Annotated in this window: 17 protein-coding genes; 6 read left to right on the top strand and 11 right to left on the bottom strand. The window is 42.7% G+C overall.

What is annotated here, in order from left to right; genetic code table 11:
• Window positions 1–380: 380 nt before the first annotated feature.
• Together FKN05_RS03875 and FKN05_RS03870 are read left to right on the top strand one after the other, a co-directional pair.
• Window positions 381–1,286, top strand: a complete 906-nt coding sequence (locus tag FKN05_RS03875) for a manganese-dependent inorganic pyrophosphatase (protein ID WP_170886934.1) — start codon at window positions 381–383, stop codon at window positions 1,284–1,286.
• 49 nt (window positions 1,287–1,335) lie between these two features.
• On the top strand, window positions 1,336–1,725 hold the full coding sequence (locus FKN05_RS03870) for a DUF2750 domain-containing protein (protein WP_099612345.1): 390 nt from the start codon (window positions 1,336–1,338) through the stop codon (window positions 1,723–1,725).
• Between the two features lie 72 nt (window positions 1,726–1,797).
• On the opposite strand, the gene FKN05_RS03865 is transcribed toward FKN05_RS03870, so the two are convergent.
• The 5 genes from FKN05_RS03865 to sapA are packed head-to-tail and all read right to left on the bottom strand — an operon-like array spanning window position 1,798 to window position 7,036.
• A complete protein-coding gene (locus FKN05_RS03865; RefSeq protein ID WP_099612346.1) occupies window positions 1,798–2,586 on the bottom strand; it encodes a peptide ABC transporter ATP-binding protein in 789 nt (262 codons plus the stop codon).
• Window positions 2,587–2,588: 2 nt separating this feature from the next.
• Window positions 2,589–3,578, bottom strand: coding sequence for a peptide ABC transporter ATP-binding protein (locus FKN05_RS03860; protein WP_161427698.1), 990 nt, complete (start codon window positions 3,576–3,578; stop codon window positions 2,589–2,591).
• Window positions 3,578–4,465: a putrescine export ABC transporter permease SapC gene (gene sapC, locus FKN05_RS03855; RefSeq protein ID WP_170886933.1), complete on the bottom strand. Its 888-nt coding sequence runs from the start codon at window positions 4,463–4,465 to the stop codon at window positions 3,578–3,580. The genes FKN05_RS03860 and sapC overlap by 1 nt, the downstream gene beginning before the upstream one ends.
• The gene (locus FKN05_RS03850) at window positions 4,452–5,414 is read right to left on the bottom strand and encodes an ABC transporter permease (RefSeq protein ID WP_170886932.1); all 963 of its coding nucleotides are present in this window, start codon (window positions 5,412–5,414) and stop codon (window positions 4,452–4,454) included. The genes sapC and FKN05_RS03850 overlap by 14 nt, the downstream gene beginning before the upstream one ends.
• The gene (sapA, locus tag FKN05_RS03845; protein ID WP_170886931.1) at window positions 5,414–7,036 is read right to left on the bottom strand and encodes an ABC transporter substrate-binding protein SapA; all 1,623 of its coding nucleotides are present in this window, start codon (window positions 7,034–7,036) and stop codon (window positions 5,414–5,416) included. The genes FKN05_RS03850 and sapA overlap by 1 nt, the downstream gene beginning before the upstream one ends.
• A 392-nt stretch (window positions 7,037–7,428) precedes the next feature.
• On the opposite strand from sapA, the gene FKN05_RS03840 reads away from it, so the two are divergent.
• Window positions 7,429–7,989 carry a DNA-3-methyladenine glycosylase I gene (locus FKN05_RS03840; RefSeq protein ID WP_524540894.1) on the top strand — a complete coding sequence of 187 codons (561 nt, stop codon included), beginning with the start codon at window positions 7,429–7,431 and terminating at the stop codon, window positions 7,987–7,989.
• A 109-nt stretch (window positions 7,990–8,098) separates the two neighbouring features.
• Here FKN05_RS03840 and FKN05_RS03835 read toward each other — a convergent pair whose 3' ends face one another.
• Window positions 8,099–9,301, bottom strand: a complete 1,203-nt coding sequence (locus tag FKN05_RS03835; protein WP_161427701.1) for a cystathionine beta-lyase — start codon at window positions 9,299–9,301, stop codon at window positions 8,099–8,101.
• A 108-nt stretch (window positions 9,302–9,409) separates the two neighbouring features.
• Window positions 9,410–10,864: a cardiolipin synthase gene (cls, locus tag FKN05_RS03830; RefSeq protein WP_099612351.1), complete on the bottom strand. Its 1,455-nt coding sequence runs from the start codon at window positions 10,862–10,864 to the stop codon at window positions 9,410–9,412.
• A 335-nt stretch (window positions 10,865–11,199) separates the two neighbouring features.
• Between cls and FKN05_RS03825 the strand changes: the two genes are divergently transcribed.
• From FKN05_RS03825 to FKN05_RS03815, 3 genes are all read left to right on the top strand, one after another.
• On the top strand, window positions 11,200–12,534 hold the full coding sequence (locus tag FKN05_RS03825) for a sodium-dependent transporter (protein ID WP_099612352.1): 1,335 nt from the start codon (window positions 11,200–11,202) through the stop codon (window positions 12,532–12,534).
• 125 nt (window positions 12,535–12,659) lie between these two features.
• Window positions 12,660–13,358: a TIGR01621 family pseudouridine synthase gene (locus FKN05_RS03820; RefSeq protein WP_170886929.1), complete on the top strand. Its 699-nt coding sequence runs from the start codon at window positions 12,660–12,662 to the stop codon at window positions 13,356–13,358.
• 3 nt (window positions 13,359–13,361) lie between these two features.
• Entirely contained in the window at window positions 13,362–14,294 is a 933-nt protein-coding gene (locus FKN05_RS03815) for a class I SAM-dependent methyltransferase (RefSeq protein ID WP_170886928.1), read from the top strand.
• Between the two features lie 4 nt (window positions 14,295–14,298).
• Here FKN05_RS03815 and FKN05_RS03810 read toward each other — a convergent pair whose 3' ends face one another.
• From FKN05_RS03810 to FKN05_RS03795, 4 genes are read right to left on the bottom strand one after another with little or no spacing between them, the layout of a single operon-like run.
• Window positions 14,299–14,928 carry a CDP-alcohol phosphatidyltransferase family protein gene (locus tag FKN05_RS03810; protein WP_099612355.1) on the bottom strand — a complete coding sequence of 210 codons (630 nt, stop codon included), beginning with the start codon at window positions 14,926–14,928 and terminating at the stop codon, window positions 14,299–14,301.
• The gene (locus FKN05_RS03805; RefSeq protein WP_170886927.1) at window positions 14,921–15,568 is read right to left on the bottom strand and encodes an ABC transporter ATP-binding protein; all 648 of its coding nucleotides are present in this window, start codon (window positions 15,566–15,568) and stop codon (window positions 14,921–14,923) included. Before FKN05_RS03805 ends, FKN05_RS03810 begins: the two co-directional genes overlap by 8 nt.
• On the bottom strand, window positions 15,565–17,238 hold the full coding sequence (locus tag FKN05_RS03800; RefSeq protein ID WP_170886926.1) for an ABC transporter permease: 1,674 nt from the start codon (window positions 17,236–17,238) through the stop codon (window positions 15,565–15,567). The genes FKN05_RS03805 and FKN05_RS03800 overlap by 4 nt, the downstream gene beginning before the upstream one ends.
• 9 nt (window positions 17,239–17,247) lie before the next feature.
• Window positions 17,248–18,393, bottom strand: coding sequence for an ABC transporter substrate-binding protein (locus FKN05_RS03795; protein WP_170886925.1), 1,146 nt, complete (start codon window positions 18,391–18,393; stop codon window positions 17,248–17,250).
• Window positions 18,394–18,412 lie beyond the last annotated feature (19 nt).

The raw sequence follows: 18,412 nt of genomic DNA, 5'->3' as shown, positions 1-18,412 counted from the left end.
GTTTATTGCTGGTGATGATTTGAGCAGTGTTACAGCCTTTTATCGTATTACAAGCAATAAAAACCTTATTTTTCTTTTTAAAATACCTTCTATTGATAATAAAAAGATACAAATGCTTATTTTGTTAACTTTTCGTCTATTCTCTGCTTTTCACTTATCAGTAATGTTGTTTTAACATCAATAAATAACTGCCATGGCTAAATAATCACCATATATCAGTGTGCTTATCTTTTGCTTGTGTTAAAGAGATGAAAGCGGGCAACAAATAGTGGAGAAATTGCATTTTTCTTGATGTAGCACCAAGTATGTATCATGAAATTTTGTACATTGAGTTTCCGGATAGATAACCCATTTTTAAGACAAATTCAGTAGGAAAAGCAATGATTTTAGTGGTAGGTCATAAAAATCCAGACAGTGATAGTATTTGTAGTGCGTTAGTTGCAGCAGAACTACTCAATGCTCGTGGTGTAAAAGCCAAAGCCATCCGTCAGGGTGAAATAAGCCGAGAAACTCAGCATATTTTAAATCAAGCAGGAGTGGCTGCTCCTGAACTTCGCACCTCGGTGGCGGGTGAGAAAGTCTGGTTGGTGGATTATAGCGATATGGCACAAGCGCCGGATGATCTGAGCCAAGCTGAAATTCTGGGCATTGTCGATCACCATCGTTTAGGTGATGTGATGACAATTAATCCGCTTGAAGCCTGGATTTGGCCTGTGGGGTGTACTTGCACCATCTTATTTAACTTATGCAAGATGGAAGGGCTTCCTATCACTCGGCCATTAGCAATTTTAATGATGTCTGCTATTTTGTCTGATACGGTCGGTTTTGCTTCTCCAACCTGTACTGAAAAAGATAAACAAGCGGTAACTGAATTGGCCAGCTTAGCTCAAGTAGAGGATTTAGGTGCATTTACACAACAGTTATTAATTGCAAAAACGGATATTGAAGGCTTAAGTGCTGCTCAGTTAGTAGAAAAAGATCTGAAAGCTTATCCTCTTGATGGACGCAATGTGATTGTGGGACAAGTCGAGTTAGCGACCTTAGAGCAGGTCGGCGATCTGATTGACGACTTAGAAATGGATTTACAACGTCGTTGTGAGGAAGATAATTTAGCGTTAGCCGCTTTGATGTTAACGGATATTACCACCGCTCAAACGCGTTTGCTCTTTAAAGGTGAATGGTCAACTAAATTAGAGAAACATGCGCAAGATGGTGTACTAATGATGCATAATACCCTCAGTCGTAAGAAACAAGGTTGGCCTTGGTTACAAACGGAACTAGCGTAATCATTCAATTAAGGTATTATCTCAGCACGAAAAACGGTGGGAGTAAACCATGGTAGATTCACTGAACGCAGAGCAAATTTCAGCGCTTAATCAGTATGATTCAGATCAGCGGATGAAATACTCGCTCAAGCAGATCATTGAGCATCAACAGGTGTGGATTTTAACGGATCAACACGGATGTGTAATGCTAAATACAGAAGATGACGACTGTGTTCCGGTCTGGCCTCACCAAGAGTTGGCTCAGGCTTGGGCGACGGGTGAGTGGGCTGATTGCCAGGCCCAAGCCATTCCTCTTCATCAATGGCGTAGCCGTTGGACTCCTGGGTTAAGTGACGATCAATTGTCGGTTGTTGTTTTTCCAAATGATAAAGAAGAGGGCGTGGTTTTATTTCCTGATGAGTTCGACTTCGAGCTGAATAAACAACAAAAAGCGCGCTAGAAGCGCATTTGTGTTCTTGTATAACAAAAGGCCCACATTAGTATGTGGGCCTTTTGTTATGTTGCACGGATATTATTTGAAACTCGGTGCTTTTTGAAAATGGCTTTCGATCATCCGCTGGGTGATTGGATGCTGAGGTTCAGAGAGCACTTGCAAGGTATCTCCGAATTCAACCACTTCACCTTCATGCATGACCATCACTTTATCAGTGATATGTTTGACGATACCAATATGTTGGGAAACATAAATAAACGAGACGCCCATCTCTTCTTGTAGTTCAAGAAAAAGATTGATGATCTGTGAACGCATGGCCATGTCTAAACCATTTAAAGCTTCATCAGCAATAATGATTGAAGGTTGCAAAATGAGCGCACGAGCTAAACAGACCCGTTGCTTTTGCCCCGTTGCTAGCATTTGTGGATAGAAATAAGCATGCTCAGGCAGTAACCCCACCCGAAGTAAGGTGTCTTTGACTCGCTTTAGTCGTGCTTCAGGCGTCATATTGGTATTACGCTTGAGTGGACCTTCTAAAATTCGACCAATTTGCAGTCGAGGGTTGAGTGATGTGTTAGGATCTTGAAAAATCATCCGGATTAACTTACAACGTGTTGAGTAATCTTGGTGTTCAAGTCGCTCGCCATTCACTAAAATTTCGCCACAGGTTGGCTCGACCATACCTGCTAGCATCCGAGCTAAAGTTGACTTTCCTGAGCCATTTTGGCCAATAAAACCGATAGTTTGCCCAGCTTCTAAACAAAAACTAACGGGTTTTACCGCCTGTTGAATTTTTTTACGGAATAAGCCAGAGCGAGTGATAAAGTCTTTAGATAGCTGGTTGACTTCTAATAATGATGCACTCATGGCTAGGGCTCCATGTTGAGTGGGAAATGACAGGCAAATTTATGATTTTTAACCCAACGAGTCGCAGGCACTTCAACGCATTGGCGTTGTGCGTAAGGGCAGCGAGGGCCGAGCCGACAACCGATAGGCAAGTGCTGAAGTGGAGGAATAGATCCCGGTAAAGATTGTAATTTTTGTTTATGAGGAATCCAGTCGCTAAAATCAGGCATGGCTTTAAGTAGTGCAACCGTATAAGGGTGCTTTGGTTCGGTCATGATTTTTTGTGTATCAGCAGATTCAACAGATTGGCCGCAATACATAACGGTGATTCGGTTTGCCCACTGGGTAATGGTCGTTAAGTCATGTCCAATCAGTAAAATAGAGGTGTTATTGACCTGATTCATTCTGCTGAGTAAGCGCAAAATTTGCGATTGAGTGATCGGGTCTAAGTCATTGGTTGGCTCATCTGCAATTAATAACTTAGGTTTTGCTGCAATCGCCATGGCGATCATTACTTTTTGGCATTCGCCATCCGTCATTTCGTAAGGATAGCTGCTCATAATACGTCGATGATCTTTAATACCGACTTTATGCAATAAAGCAATTGCTTGTTTTTTTCGCCAAGTAAAGCGTTGCCACCAACGGCCCTCAAAGGTTCGGGAAGGAATCGATTCGATTAATTGTTCACCGATTTTTTCAGAAGGATCGAGACAGGTAGATGGCTCTTGAAAAATCATCGCAATGTCACGAGCGATCACTCGCCGACGCTCACGAGGGGTAAGTTGTAATAAGTCTACATTTCCCAGTCTTAATCGATCAGCGCTGATGCGCCAGTTTTCTTTACTCACCCCAACAATTGCTTTCGCAACTAAACTTTTTCCTGAGCCAGACTCACCAACCAAACCACGAATTTCACCTTCATTCATGGTTAAACTCATCCGATCAACGGCTTTAACAATACCTTGTGGGGTATCAATTTCAATCGTGAGATGACGGATATCAAGTAATGGCATTATTCAACTCCCGCATTGAGCGCTTGGCGAACCCCTTCACCAACGAGGTTGATCATAACAACAGTAAACATAATGGCGATACCCGGTAATGTGACCGTCCAGGGGGCAAGGTAAATTAGTTCAACGGCATCACCTAACATGGCTCCCCACTCAGTACTTGGTGATTGCGCCCCCAGACCTAAAAAGCCTAATGCTGAAATATCTAAAATTGCAATCGATAATGCCATGGTTACTTCTGCGGTTATCACGGGTAAAATATTAGGTAAGATGGAATACCAAAGTAAATAGACATCGCTAGCTCCATCTAAGCGAGCGGCTAGAATGTAGTCTTTTTCTACTTCACTATGCACAGTAATATAGACGGAACGAATAAACCGAGGGATCAATGCTAAACAGATAGCGAGCATAATATTGAACTCTCCGACCCCTAAAAATGCCACGAAAATAATCGCTAGAAGTAGCGAGGGGATCGACATGACGGTATCAAGTAAATGATTCAAGATGCTAGATAGTAGCCCTTTAGTCATGCCCGCCAATGTTCCGATCACACAACCAATCAGCGTGGCAATTAGTGTGATCAATAACGCAGCACCAAAGGTAATTCGTGAGCCATCTATTAAGCGAGATAAAATATCGCGTCCAAAATCATCAGTACCCAAAAAAAATTGCACGGTTCCTGAAGGATCCCACGACGGTGGCATTAATAATTCCCCAGAAGCGATATGAGGATCATGAGGTATGATCCAATGTGAAGATAATGTAAAAATGAAGATAATTCCTAGACACCATAAACCAAACATCGCCAGCTTATTCGCTTTGTAACTACGCCAAAAACGTTCAAATTGGCTTGGAATATGCTCTTCTTGGTAAACATTATTGGTTAGCATACCATTCCTTCCTTACTAAAGGATTCACCAGAGTGCCGATTAAATCAGAGAGAATACTGGCGGTTAACACCAGAGTGCCTACCACAATGACCCCGGCTTGAATGGAAACATAATCTTTACTGGCCAGCGCATCGAGTAACCAGCGGCCAATTCCTGGCCAATTAAAGATCGATTCGGTAATAATCGCCAGTGTCAACATACTTGAGAGCTGCACACCAAACTTAGGAATAATAGGCGGGATTGCGTTTCGTAACACATGTTGAGTGACAATCCGATAATAGGAGAGTCCCTTGATGCGAGCGGCACGAATATAATTTTCACTCATCACATTAGCAACGGAGGCGCGCATTAATCCAGTGATCTGAGTCGTCGGTGCCAAAGCTAGCACCAAGCAAGGCAGCACCATATGCTCAATGACGCTTGCTAGAGCATGGCTACGATAAGGCCCTTGGGCAAGAAAAGCATCAATCAAGGCAAATCCGGTTACGGGCTTAATTTGATAGAGTAGGTCATAGCGTCCCGCCACGGGAAAAATTTCATACTGAAGCGAGAAAATCATGATCATCATTAAAGCGACCCAGAAAATCGGAGCTGAATAACCTGACATCGAGGTAAATGAAATAATCGTATCCAGCCATTTGCCTTGTTTCATACCAGCTAATGTGCCTAGTGGAATGCCAATCAATAAGGATAATATGAAGGCGACGAAACAAAGCTCTAGTGTGGCAGGAAAAACAAAAAGTAGTTCTTCAAAAATAGCCACCCCGCCTTTACTGATCCCGAAGTTTAAGTTGACGAGTTGCTTAAGATAAACCCACCAACCGAACCAAAACTCTTGATGAGCCATAGGCGATGTGGGTTCAAGGCGTAGGAGTGAATAACCGACCATGGTTAAAATCAGCAAGGTAATAACAAAGAGGTTTAATCGGCGCAGTGTGTAACTAAACATTATTCACTTATTCTCTCAATGGTATGAAAAGGCTGAGTACTAAATGGGCTCAGATAAAATCCGGTAAGTGATTTGTGGTAAGCTTTAAACTGTTTACCATGTGTTAATGAGATCACGGGAAAGGCTTGATTTAAGATATTCTGTGCCTGAGTATAGAGGTTTAATCGATAGCGTGGTCGGTTAGTTTCTAACGCTAAATCCAATAGGAAATCAAACTCACGATCACACCATTGAGCAACATTTACGCCTGCCTGATTGGCATTACATGAGAGTAATGAGCGTAGAAAATGATCTGGGTTACTGGTTGCGCCTGCCCAGCCAGTTAAAGATAAATCAACCTCGTCACGTGCTGAGAACTCATTTCGTTCTGAACGCTCTTCCCAGATTAGATGTAAATCTATCCCAACATCTGCCAAGTTGGCTTGAATTAATTCTGCGGTCTTTCTTGGACTAGGATTATACGCTCTAGGTTCAATCGGGACAGACATTGTCAGTTTAAGTCCAGAGCTAAATCCAGCCTCTTTGAGTAGGGCGAGGGCATAGTGTCGGTCATAACGGACTTGAACGCTATCTTGTTGATAAGCCCAAGAGGAAGGCGGAAGAATGCTATAAGCAACACTGCCGGTGTCGTAATAAACTGAATCTAAAATTTTATTTCGATTAATAGCAAAATTCAGTGCTTGACGGACGCGCACATCTTGCAAAATAGGACGTTGGGTATTTACCGCAATAAAGGCGACATTCATGGCTGACGTCGTATCAAGAACGAGATCTGATTGCGCTTTGATGGTCGGAATCTGACTGGCTATCGGAGAAACCAATACATCACATTCATGGCGCAATAATTTGGCTAATGTGCCAGTACCTCGTTGCGAAATATCAAACACCACTTGGCTCATCTGTGCTGGGCCATTCCAATAGTTAGAGTGACGCCGTAATCGAATAAAGTCACTTGGCTGATACTGCTCCAAATAAAAAGGCCCAGTACCAACGGGATGGCTATCTAACATTGCGCGTTGATGGTTTAATTCCAACTGTTGAGCATATTCGGCAGAAAGGATAACCGCATAAGTTGTTGCAATATTAGTAAGAAAAGTATTGTCTGGGTGATTGAGAGTAAATTTTACCGTTTGCGGATCAATCGCTTTGATGTCTTGGACCAGTCCCGCAAAGTCTAAGCTGCTAAACCAAGGATAAGTCGCGTGGTTTATGGCATGAAAAGGATGAGAGGTATCAATGATTCGGCGGAAGCTGAAAACAACATCTTCGGCGTTCAGTGGACGACTTGGAGTAAACCAAGCGGTTGATTGAAACTGAACGTCTTGACGCAGGGTAAAAAAGTACTCTAGCCCTTGATTTTTAACGACCCACTGGGTTGCTAAACTGGGCTGTGGAAGGTGTGTTTCTGGATTTAAGGTTAATAGCGTATCATATATTTGCGGGCTTAGCGTTTCAGAGGTAATACCACTATCTACCAATTGTGGATTAAAGGTAGTCGGGGTACTTTGACCGCAATACACAAAGCCAGACTGGCGAATATTGTTATGATCAATACTTTCGCCGCAGCCTGTAAGTACGGTGAGAGCGCATAATCCGAGAGTCAGTCTTAATAAAGAGTTCATAGTGAAGTATTTCTGTGAGCAACAAGGCTAAGCGAGATAGCTTGTGCCTCAAAATCCAGTTAATTTACCATTCTTTACTGAACAAGGCCAAATGAAAAGGTCAGCTTATCGATCATTTGTCGGTTCTCCAAAGGTTAATGATGATTTTCTGATGAAAGTAACTGAAATTATCGCACCATGCCACGAAATGAAGCATAGCTCAATCTTAATCTCCATCATAATGCGGCGTGATGCTGGATAAATGGAGCACGGTTAACAACCAGCTTCAGCAATGATTTACTGTGTTCGGTTTGTCATTATTTATGGTTAAGGGGTAGTCTGTCATTGGTGTTAACTATCCGTGGTCTTGCTTGTTAAACGAATCGAGTTTAATCGATAAAAATAGAGTATTTATTATGAATGAACCGATAGTCTGTGCGTGGGAAATGACACACCCTCTCGAGCGATATTATCACGCCACCGAGTGGGGGAAACCGATTTATGATGATCAGGTTTTATTTGAATTTTTAACGCTGGAAGGCGCACAAGCCGGACTCAGTTGGCTGACTATCCTTAAGAAACGAGAAGGATATCGGCAAGCATTTTCGAATTATGATCTTACGGTTTTGGCCAGTCATGATGACTCTAAGATTGATGCTATTATTGCTCAGTTTGATGTGGTCAAGCACCGAGGGAAAATTGGCTCGGTTTTTTCTAATGCGAGAGCTGCGTTGGTATTACAAGCAGAATATGGCTCTTTAAGTCAGCTGCTTTGGTCGTTTGTGGGGGGAATACCCATCCTCAATCAGTGGCAGGATAGGAAACAAATTCCGAGTACTAGCCGCGAGTCTCATGCGATGAGCCAATGCTTAAAACAACATGGGTTTAAGTTCGTCGGCCCAACGATTTGCTATGCGTTTATGCAGGCGGTGGGGATGGTCAATGATCACTTGCTGCATTGCCCACACCGCTAGATAAATTAGAGCGCCATGACGCTCTAATCGAGTAAAAACCGCTTGTGATTTTCGATAGCATTCAAAACGCATTATCAACCGATTGATTTGCTGCTTGATTGAACAACGCTCAGTGATCCATTTTTTCGGCTAACATTGTTTGATAACGAACGAACCCTTGTGCCAGATCCGCGATCAAGTCATCGACGTCTTCTAACCCAATATGCAAACGAATCAGTGTGCCAGTAAAATGGGGGTTAGCCACGGTACGTAAACTGTCAAAGCTGTTTGGTTCATTCGCTAAAATCAGGCTTTCAAAGCCACCCCATGAATAACCCATACTAAAGTGCTGCATGCCATCGAGCAAAGCGGTGGTTGCTTGTGGATAGCTAGTTTTTAACACCACAGAAAATAAACCATTACCTCCGGTAAAATCTCGCTGAAAAACCGGATGGCCAGGACAACTCTCTAGTGCAGGGTGACGAACATGATCAACCAACGGATGCTGCGCTAACCACTGTGCCACTTTTAGACTACTTTGGGCATGTTGGCGTAATCGGACATCTAACGTTCTTAATCCGCGTAGGCCAAGATAGGCATCATCAGGCGAAATGCATTGACCCATTAAATAACTCTGTTCGCGCAGTTGATCCCAAAATGGTGCTTTAGCCACTGCGGTACCCAACATCACATCGGAGTGTCCGACGATGTATTTTGTCGCAGCTTGAATAGAAATATCCACCCCATAGTCTAACGCTGAAAAGTTGACTCCAGCAGACCAAGTGTTGTCCATCATAACAATAATGCCATGGTCATGAGCGATTCGTGCTAGGGTTGGAATGTCTTGCACTTCCATTGTGATTGAACCGGGAGATTCGGTAAATAACACCTTAGTGTTGGGCTGGATTAGGGTATGAATCTCTTCGCCAATCATGGGGTCATAATAGGTGGTTTCTACCCCAAATCTCTTCAAGACGGTATTGCAGAAATCTCGAGTTGGTTCATAACAGGTGTCGACCATTAATAGGTGATCGCCAGACTGAACAAACGCAAGAATGGTATTACTGATGGCGGCGGCCCCACAAGGATAAAGTGCACAACCAGCACCGCCCTCAATATTGCTCATCGCTTCTTGAAACGCGAAGTGGGTCGTGGTTCCACGACGACCGTAAAATAACGTTTTATTGGCTCGGTTAATGGTCGCGTGACGCTTTTCGGTTACACTATCAAATATAATGGTTGAAGCGCGTTGTACGGGCGGGTTAACGGCACCTTGCGTCCATTTTTTATTGCGTCCAGCGGTCACAAGCTGAGTCTTTTTGCCTTCTGACATGAATTGTCCTTTTCTCAATGGTGAATAGGGTATTTAAAACATGAAGGCGCGGTTGAATGCAAGCCCGAAGGCCTGTTTTATGTAAGCAGGCCTTCGGGTGCTAGAAGTTTAAAGCAAGGGATTGAAGAGATAAAATAACCGTTCTAAAAAACGATGGCCTAGTGAGCGCTCTTCCCATAGTGAATCGCTAACGGCTTGGGACTGGTTAATATAGTTTTCTTGTTGCCAATAGAGTTGCTGGGTAAATTCTTCATCATCAACCGCTAACGTCACCTCAAAGTTAAGCCATAAGCTACGCATATCTAAATTTACGGTGCCGACTAAGCAGAACTGCCGATCGATGACCACCGATTTAGTGTGTAATAAACCGCCATAAAACTCGTGGATAATAACTCCAGCTTGGAGCAATTCGCCATAAAAAGCCCGTGAAGCCCACTGCACCATAAATGAATCATTTTTTTGAGGAATGATTAATTCAACCTTTACACCACGTTGTGCGGTCATTTTTAAGGTTGCTAGTAGATCGGCACTAGGGACAAAGTAGGGAGTGGTAATCCGAACCGACTCATTCGCCTGATTGATCGCCAATGTCAATACTTGAGAAATCAAATTTTCAGGCATTCCAGGTCCCGAGGGAACAACCTGTATCGGATGCTGTGGAATATTTACATCAAGTTGGCATTCTGGAATCTTAGGTAGCATACGAGAGCCAGTTTCTACCTCCCAATCCCAACAATGAATGGCTGATAAGACATTTACGGTCGGGCCGGTAATTCGAACCATAATATCAACCCACTGACCCACTCCAGAATCTTGTTTAAAAAAAGCAGGATCCACCATATTCATTGAGCCAGTATAAGCAATGCTGTCGTCTATCACGATGATTTTTCTATGCTGGCGTAAGTCGAGTCGACGTAAAAATATCCGCCAAGGGCTGACTTCTAAAGCTTGTACCACATGGATACCCGCTGTACGCATCATTTTATACCAGTGACTACGGAAAAACCGTGGGCTACCAGCAGAGTCAAGTAACAGTTTTACATCCACGCCTCGTTTAGCGGCTTGAATTAATGCGGATCCAACAGCATCGGCTAAACCTCCCGGATGCCAAATGTAAAACTCCATACGGATATTGTGCTGAGCTTGTTCGATGTCTTCAATAATTGAATGCAAGATCTCGTTTGGTGAGTTTTGCAACGATAAGCTATTACCACTTAAGGCGGGAATGCCCATTCGATGGTTACAGAGTTTATCGATTTTATAGATAGGGGCTCCCATGGTTTCTGGTAAATGAGCTTGACAGTCATTTAGGTTTAAAAACCATTCGCCAAAAGGTTTAAACATTTCTTTGGCCCGTTCGGCACGTTTACGCCCTAGATTTAGCTCACCAAACAGGAAATAGCATATAATTCCAACAATAGGGAGTATATAAATCACCATTAACCAAGCAAGAGAGACACTGACAGCTCTACGTTTTAGTACGACACGCAGAGTAATACCGGCAATTAATAGCCAATAGATTGCGATGCCAGCAAGCATTAAAAAGTGATAAATCTTATCCATACTGATTTGATACCTATAATTACCAATCTGGATAGTAAAGGGAAAGTATCAGATAAGGAAGAGGGAGAATGGGATATGAAATAGAAACCGCATAAAAGGAGTATGATTTTTACAATAGGCACAGAGTATAAATTAAATGCGTCGAAAAAATCATCAAATATTAAATAAAAAATGCGGTTTAACTAGAATTTATAAAGTTCGCACTTCCAATTTTATGCTTAAACTGTTCTACTTACTACCCTTCTGGGTGTGACTTAATTTTTTATTGCTGTACACATATGTGTACACTTAAGTTGGCATCGTAAGTATCAATACAATCTAGTGGTATAAAGATAATGGCGAGTAGTTCTCGAGGCCAATTCTCTTCACGATTTGGTTTTATCATGGCGGCTGCGGGCTCCGCAGTTGGACTTGGCAATGTATGGGGGTTCCCCACTCAAGCGGCCAGTAATGGTGGCGCGGTATTTTTGATTGTCTACTTGCTGATGGTCTTCTTACTGGCTTTTCCTATGCTCGTTGCTGAGCTGACGATTGGTCGCTATGGTCAATCTAATCCTATTCGTTCGTTCCGAGCGGCTTGGCCACAAGGTAAAGCAGGGGCGATACTTTTGGGTATCGTCGGTATGATTGTAGTGTCATTAATTTTGAGTTTTTACGCTATTGTTGCGGGTTGGTTAGTGGGTTCATTGTTTGGAAGTGGTTTTGATTTAATTGGGATGCCAACCATGAGCCACTGGTTAATTAGTTTTACCACCGAGCGTAATTTAGTTTTGATGGTGGCCTTTATGATCTTGACCATGGTCGTCGTCCGGAATGGGGTGGCTAATGGTATTGAAAAGTGGTCAACGCGTTTAATGCCACTGTTATTTGCCTTATTTGCTTTATTAACGGTCTATATCTTTACTCAGGATGGAGCATGGGAAGGTTTGAAAATGTACTTGGTTCCTGATATTTCTCACCTCACTCCTAAGTTAGTGGTTAGCGCCATGGGGCAAGCTTTCTTTTCACTTTCGTTAGGTGTGTGTGTCATGACCACCTATGGCTCTTATCTTAAAAAAGAAGCGAACTTACCAAAAACAGCGGCACAAGTGGCGCTGTTGGATACTGGGGTGGCATTTATTGCTGGACTGATGGTTTTACCTGCGATGTTTGTTGCTAAACATAACGGCGTTGAAATTTTCTCGTCATCGGGTGAACTACTGAATTCTGATACCTTAGTTTTTACGGTATTGCCCGCCATGTTTGAAACCATGGGAACCGTTGGTGCATTAATTGGTTTGGTCTTCTTTTTATTAATGATTATTGCAGCATTGACCTCTTCTATCTCGATGCTGGAGGTTCCTGTGGCTTGTGCTATCGAAGAATTACAACAAAAACGGACAACGGCAGTGTTGTGGATAGGCGGGCTAGTAACATTAATTTCTAGTATTGTTGTGTTTAATTTCTCCCGTCTATTTGGATTAGTGATTGAAATTACCACGGTTTATTCTCAACCGATTATCGCTTTATTAATCACGCTGATTGTAGGGTGGATCTGGAATCGTAATCAGATTCTAACGGAGTTAAAACAAGGTTATCCAGAAATTGAACATAGCTGGTTTTGGAAAATCTGGCCGTTGTATGTTCGTATTGTGTGCCCGATTTTAATGTTGATGGTCTTTTTCGCGTAACTTGAACTATTGCCGTAAAAAACAGTAAAACCGCCTTTGAGGGCGGTTTTACTGTTTTTTGCCACTCTTTAGTAACGACGGAGCGTCAGGTTTCTGTATAATGCGGCGTATTTGAGAGCGGTGCTATGTTTGACATTCTCTATACTCATCAGGATTTTTTAGTAATTATTAAGCATCCTAATGTCTCAGTTCATAAAGATGATGGTGAAGTCATGTTGTTGCAAGAAATTGCAAAAAAAACCGGTGATCACCAACTCTATTTAGTTCATCGGCTTGATAAAATGACATCAGGGCTTTTGTTATTGGCTCGCAGCTCTGGGGCGGCTCGATTACTCTCGCTTGCTTTTGCACAGCGAGCCGTTGAAAAGTTTTATTTAGCAATTGGTAACCGTAAACCGAAAAAAAAACAGGGATTGATCAGCGGTGATATGCAACGCTCACGCCGGGCGAGTTGGAAGTTATTAACTTCACAGGAAAATCCAGCTCGTACACAGTTTTTTTCTTTGCCAGCTGAACCCGGTGAGCGACTATTTTTATGTAAGCCGCATACGGGAAAAACTCACCAAATACGAGTGGCTCTAAAGTCGATTGGATCAGCGATTATTGGTGATCCGATTTATAACTCAAGCAGTGTGTCAGATAGAGGTTATCTGCATGCATTCGGCTTGTGTTTTGTTTATCAAAATCAGCGTTTTGAATTTATCAGTGATCCCAGAAAAAATGCTCATCTTGGTGATAAATGGAATCACCCTACCGTCAGTCAAGGAATTGATACTTGGCTGACTCCTTGGTTATTAAGTTGGCCCTCACTCTCTAATGAATAATTTATGAATATCACAGCATTAAACCAATTTTTTACAGAATTACATCAACAGCTTGAAAAAGCGCCTAATGAAGTTCGTCGCTTATTTCATGGTCGTGGTCGAAAATGGCTAGGATTGGAACAGCTGACCGCAGACTGGTTACAAGGCCAATTGGTCGTGACGTTATACAAAGAGGTCGATCCCAAATATCTGCAAGTTTTAACACAAGGTTTAATGGCATTAGCCAATTCAACCTTGTGGCAAACGAAAGCGGGACAGTGCATTTTATTACAGTATCGGTATGCTAATGGTGCCCCTTCACAGGTGATCGTCGGGGAGTTAAATACCCATCCTATCGTGCAAGAAAACGGTTTATCCTATCAGTTAACCGTTGGCACGAATCAAAATATGGGGTTGTTTTTAGATATGCGTTTGGGCCGAGAGTGGGTGCGTTCCCAATCTGAGCATAAAACGGTACTCAATCTTTTTGCTTATACGTGTGGTTTTTCAGTCGCGGCAATTGCTGGCGGGGCGGATAAAGTTGTCAATGTTGATATGGCAAGAGGTTCGTTAGCCAAAGGTCGGGAAAATCATAACTTAAATGGGCACTCTCTCAATCAAGTCAATTTCTTGGGGTACGATATTTTTAAATCATGGCGGAAAATTACCCATTCAGGCCCTTATGATTTGATCATTATCGACCCACCTTCGTTTCAAAAGGGCAGTTTTGCGCTAACAAAAGATTATCAGCGTATATTACGTCGTTTGCCTGAGCTGTTGGCGGAGCAAGGGCAAGTTCTTGCATGTGTTAATTCACCAATGGTCAGTAGTGATTTTTTAATTGATGGCATGAAACAAGAAGCGCCACAACTGAATTTTCAATATCGATTAGAGAACCCGCCAGAGTTTGCAGATATTGATCATGAGGCCTCATTAAAAGCCCTTGTCTTTCGTTGATCTTTTACTCCTGTTGATGGCTGGAGGGGTGACGCAGAGTATGGTAGCCCGAATACAGTCGAGTCAAGGTAGTTAGCCAACAAGCAGCGCCAAATAAATAGGCAATTAAAGAAAAACTGTTAGGAAACAAGCAAAACAGTACAAAGCAGGCGATGGTTTCCGTTCCTTCGGTTAGTCCCCCCATATAATAGAGAGATTTATGGGGGTAGCTTGGGTTGATAATATCTCGTTTGCTAGCCATGATGGCAAAAGAAAGGAAGCTACTGCCTGTACCAATAAATGAAAAAATCAAAAATGCTCCAGCAACCGCATTCGCTTCTGGGTTTGCGAGGACGAATCCAAAAGGAATTAATGCATAAAAGAGGAAGTCGAGGCTAATATCGAGAAATCCTCCCGCATCCGTTAAGCCTTGTATACGAGCAACGGCACCATCTAGTCCATCACAAATACGATTGATTAAAATTAATAATAATGCCAACAAATACTGTTCAAATAATAATGCAGGTAAGCTTAAACTCCCCAATAGAAAACCAAATACGGTGATTTGATTCGCAGTAATATTCACCGAGTCAAGAATGTGTGCGAGTTTAGAGAGAGGCCACCGAACGGCAGGAACGGTATAGCGATCAAGCATGAGTTATCTCCTTTGGCCAGTGAATGATGCGATCACAATGAAGCACATCTTCAGCATCATGTGTCACCACTAAGGTTGGAATTTGCCAGTGACGCAGTTGCTCGAATACCCAGTCACGAAATTGATCGCGGAGGGCTTTATCTAGCTTGCTAAATGGTTCATCAAGTAAAGCGAGTTTAGGTTTTGCTAGTAGCATACGCAGTAAACTGATCCTCGCTTTTTGGCCGCCCGAGATCTGTTGAGGGAAAGCGTCGGCTAAAGAGATTAACGAAACGTCTGTTAATGTATACAATGCCATTTCTTTTCTTTGTTGGCCTTTTATCGTGTTAGGGAGTGCAAAAGCCAAATTTTCCCATACACGTAGATGAGGAAATAGTAAGTCGTCTTGAAATAATAGACCAACGTTGCGTTGATAAGGCGGTTGTGAATTTAATTGGCATCCATCAAGTATGATCACCCCTGAAAAAGTGAAGGCCGGATCAATGTGACCTGCAATGAGGCTGAGTAAGGTCGATTTTCCACAACCACTTGGCCCCATTAAGCTGACTATTTCACCAGTGATTATGCTGAGATTAAATGATTCTAACAGGATTCTGCCAGCACGATGTTGGAGGGATAAATCATGCAAATAAAAACTCATAACATTTTACTTCTGTGATGCTTTATATGTCGTTGGTATGAATAACCCCGGCTGACTATAATGGCAAGTAAGAAAAAGAAGAAGGGTAGTAGCGTTTGCCATAATGCGTAAATGGCTATCACGCGGCGATCAAAACCACTGGAGAGCGTAACGGCTTCAGTTGTAATGGTTGTAATTCGCCCAGCACCTAACATTAATGTTGGTAAATATTGAGCCAAACTGACACTCACACCAACAGCCCAAGCATAACCGATGGCAGGAATGAGAAGTGGAATTTTGATGCGCCAAAAGATATGCCAAGGTGTTTTACCCAAGCTTGCGGCTATTTTGTTGTAGTTGAGTGGATAGCTTTTCCAAGGCCCAGCTAACGCAAGATAGACAAAGGGAAAAGCAAAAAATAGATGCCCCCAGATGACCCATAGCCGATAACTGTGTGCGGAAAAGAGCAAGGTGATGATTTGTAAACCAAATAATAATGAAATGGGGGGGATTAATAATGATAATACCAAGATATAGGTCGGTATTGAAGACTTGGCCTTTAAGTGATATTCATGAGTAATAAGCGCAAAAACAAGCGCTAAACTACCACTGATAAAAGCTATTTCAATACTGTTATAAAGGATAGGCACTAGAGTAGACCATTCTAATTGCCAAAATTGTAAACTCAGTTGCTGTGGCCAGAGTGCTGGGAATGGCCAGCGTTGGGTCAAGCTCCAGATCAGCATGATGGGAATCATTAGCAAGAAGGTATTCGCTAATATAATCAGTAGTGGTTGACCAGCAATCCAGTGTTTATGCCGTCCTGACCACATCCATCGTCGGTAACGCTTTAAAAGAAAGTACTCGATTAGCGTAACGACACCTAGCATTGCTATCGCAGTAAACATCAACAGCATGGCACCGGCAGCGGCGCGTGGTAGTCTTTGTAAATCAGGATCAGAAAACCACTGCCATACTAATACGGCGAATGTTGGTGGCGTATTAGGCCCCAAAATTAAGCTCATATCGACGACAGATATGCCATAGCAAATCACCGCAAAAAGAGGAAAACGCATTTTGCTTAGCCATAGAGGGAAGATGAGCTTTTGCCAAGTTTGAGGTGGTGAATAGCCTAAAGAGGCTCCCGTCGAAAGTAAAGATGATACGTTGAGTTGCTGTAAAATGGGTAGGCTCATGAAAAGCAAAAACGGCACTTCTTTAAAAGTTAACGCAAGCGTTAGCCCTAATGCATGAGGATCATGCACTAACCATGTGCTATTTTGTGTACTCATTAAATCATCTGTTATTAAGTGCAGAAGTCGTGCAACCATCCCGGTGGGTGAAAACAGAAAAGCAAAACCAATCGCGAATGCGACATGAGGAAACGCGAGTAAAATCGAGAGTAAGTTTTCAATTCGGTACCAACGTTTTTGATTCCAGAAGGTTGATAAAATAGCAAAGCTAACGGCTAATGCGAGGTAGGTGCTTATTAATGCAGAGCTGATCGATAATCCTAATGAGTGGGAAAGACCAGCCCACTGTGTTAGTTCAATAAACCCGGTAAGATTGATTTGATTAAGTCCTAATGCAGGAATGAAAGAAAACGCCGAACTCACCAGCCCCAGAACTCCCGGAACAATAGGCGCAATGCAAATAAAAATCGCTGAACAATAACCAAATCGTAACATCATGAATAATGGCTACTTGGCTTGGCCATAGCGTTTTTGCCACGCTTGAGCGAGTGTGGTTTGCCAACTGGGATGAGGCTCAGCGATAGATGGATAACGAATTGAATTGTATGGTGTTGTCTTTAAGTACTGAGCTTGAATAACACTGGGATCGCCCCAGATCGTTAAGTCGCCTTTATGAGATTGTGCTTCGGCACTGAGTAAAAAATTGATCGTGACCAGTGCGCCAGGTTTAGCCGTGGCATTCCAAGGTATCGCTAAAAAATGGATATTGGTCAGTGCTCCCATATCCATCGCATAACTGGCCGTGTTTTTTGATAATTTTCCAGATGCCTGTGCGGCATAAACTGCATTCGGATTAAATGTGACAGCGAGATCAATCTGTTTATCATCTAAGAGTTGAATCATTTCTGCAGAACCTGAGGGAAATTGTTTACCACTTCGCCATGCGACAGCGTGAAGCTTATCTAGGTAATTCCATAATGGAGCGGTAATAAGAGGAAATGAAGCATCATCGACCGGCAGAGCCAGCGATGGATCATGATGGGTTAATTCAATCAGTAATGCTTTTAGAAAGCTGACACCGTGGAATTCAGGAGGGCGAGGGTAAGTGATGCGATAAGGGAAGGCTTGTGCATAACTTAACAACTCTGCAAAACTTTGTGGTGGATTATTCAATCTGTGACGATCGTAAATAAAAACTAGCTGCCCAACGCCCCATGGCGCTTCTAAACCTTCGGTCGGTTCTGAAAAATCTTCATTAACGGGTAGTGACTGATCAACCAACTGCCAGTTTGGAAGCTGTTGAACAAAAGGGCCGTATAATAGGTGGTTAGATTTCATCGACTTAAAATTAGCCCCATTAATCCAGACTAAATCGACACTTCCTAACTTATTTTGTCCTGCGGTTTTTTCTGCGATTAATCGACTAGTCGTTTCTGCAATATCGGTGACTTTAACGTGGACAAGCTTTACCCCATATTGAGTTTTGAGTTGTTGAGCCGCCCAGCGAAGGTATTGATTGACTTCTTGGCTTCCACCCCAAGCATGAAAATAGACGGTTTGTCCTTTTGCGTCTTCAACCACCTCAGACCAAGATTGTGCTTGAGCAAAAAAAGAGAGCAGGCAAGCGAGGCAAAATGAAAGCAGCTTTCTCATAGTTATCCTAATTAACGTA

The sequence above is a fragment of the Vibrio sp. 1-1(7) genome, assembly GCF_013048485.1.
Lineage (GTDB): Bacteria > Pseudomonadota > Gammaproteobacteria > Enterobacterales > Vibrionaceae > Vibrio > Vibrio fujianensis.
This window is presented reverse-complemented; position numbering and strand designations above follow the sequence as displayed.

What these genes read in the sequence shown, in the direction of transcription:
- FKN05_RS03800 (WP_170886926.1), bottom strand. Translation starts at nt 17,238, where the DNA reads ATGATGTTACGATTTGGTTATTGTTCAGCGATTTTTATTTGCATTGCG.
- FKN05_RS03835 (WP_161427701.1), bottom strand. Translation starts at nt 9,301, where the DNA reads ATGTCAGAAGGCAAAAAGACTCAGCTTGTGACCGCTGGACGCAATAAA.
- FKN05_RS03860 (WP_161427698.1), bottom strand. Translation starts at nt 3,578, where the DNA reads ATGCCATTACTTGATATCCGTCATCTCACGATTGAAATTGATACCCCA.
- cls (WP_099612351.1), bottom strand. Translation starts at nt 10,864, where the DNA reads ATGGATAAGATTTATCACTTTTTAATGCTTGCTGGCATCGCAATCTAT.
- FKN05_RS03795 (WP_170886925.1), bottom strand. Translation starts at nt 18,393, where the DNA reads ATGAGAAAGCTGCTTTCATTTTGCCTCGCTTGCCTGCTCTCTTTTTTT.
- FKN05_RS03875 (WP_170886934.1), top strand. Translation starts at nt 381, where the DNA reads ATGATTTTAGTGGTAGGTCATAAAAATCCAGACAGTGATAGTATTTGT.
- sapC (WP_170886933.1), bottom strand. Translation starts at nt 4,465, where the DNA reads ATGCTAACCAATAATGTTTACCAAGAAGAGCATATTCCAAGCCAATTT.
- FKN05_RS03815 (WP_170886928.1), top strand. Translation starts at nt 13,362, where the DNA reads ATGAATATCACAGCATTAAACCAATTTTTTACAGAATTACATCAACAG.
- FKN05_RS03870 (WP_099612345.1), top strand. Translation starts at nt 1,336, where the DNA reads ATGGTAGATTCACTGAACGCAGAGCAAATTTCAGCGCTTAATCAGTAT.
- sapA (WP_170886931.1), bottom strand. Translation starts at nt 7,036, where the DNA reads ATGAACTCTTTATTAAGACTGACTCTCGGATTATGCGCTCTCACCGTA.
- FKN05_RS03825 (WP_099612352.1), top strand. Translation starts at nt 11,200, where the DNA reads ATGGCGAGTAGTTCTCGAGGCCAATTCTCTTCACGATTTGGTTTTATC.
- FKN05_RS03850 (WP_170886932.1), bottom strand. Translation starts at nt 5,414, where the DNA reads ATGTTTAGTTACACACTGCGCCGATTAAACCTCTTTGTTATTACCTTG.
- FKN05_RS03865 (WP_099612346.1), bottom strand. Translation starts at nt 2,586, where the DNA reads ATGAGTGCATCATTATTAGAAGTCAACCAGCTATCTAAAGACTTTATC.
- FKN05_RS03820 (WP_170886929.1), top strand. Translation starts at nt 12,660, where the DNA reads ATGTTTGACATTCTCTATACTCATCAGGATTTTTTAGTAATTATTAAG.
- FKN05_RS03810 (WP_099612355.1), bottom strand. Translation starts at nt 14,928, where the DNA reads ATGCTTGATCGCTATACCGTTCCTGCCGTTCGGTGGCCTCTCTCTAAA.
- FKN05_RS03805 (WP_170886927.1), bottom strand. Translation starts at nt 15,568, where the DNA reads ATGAGTTTTTATTTGCATGATTTATCCCTCCAACATCGTGCTGGCAGA.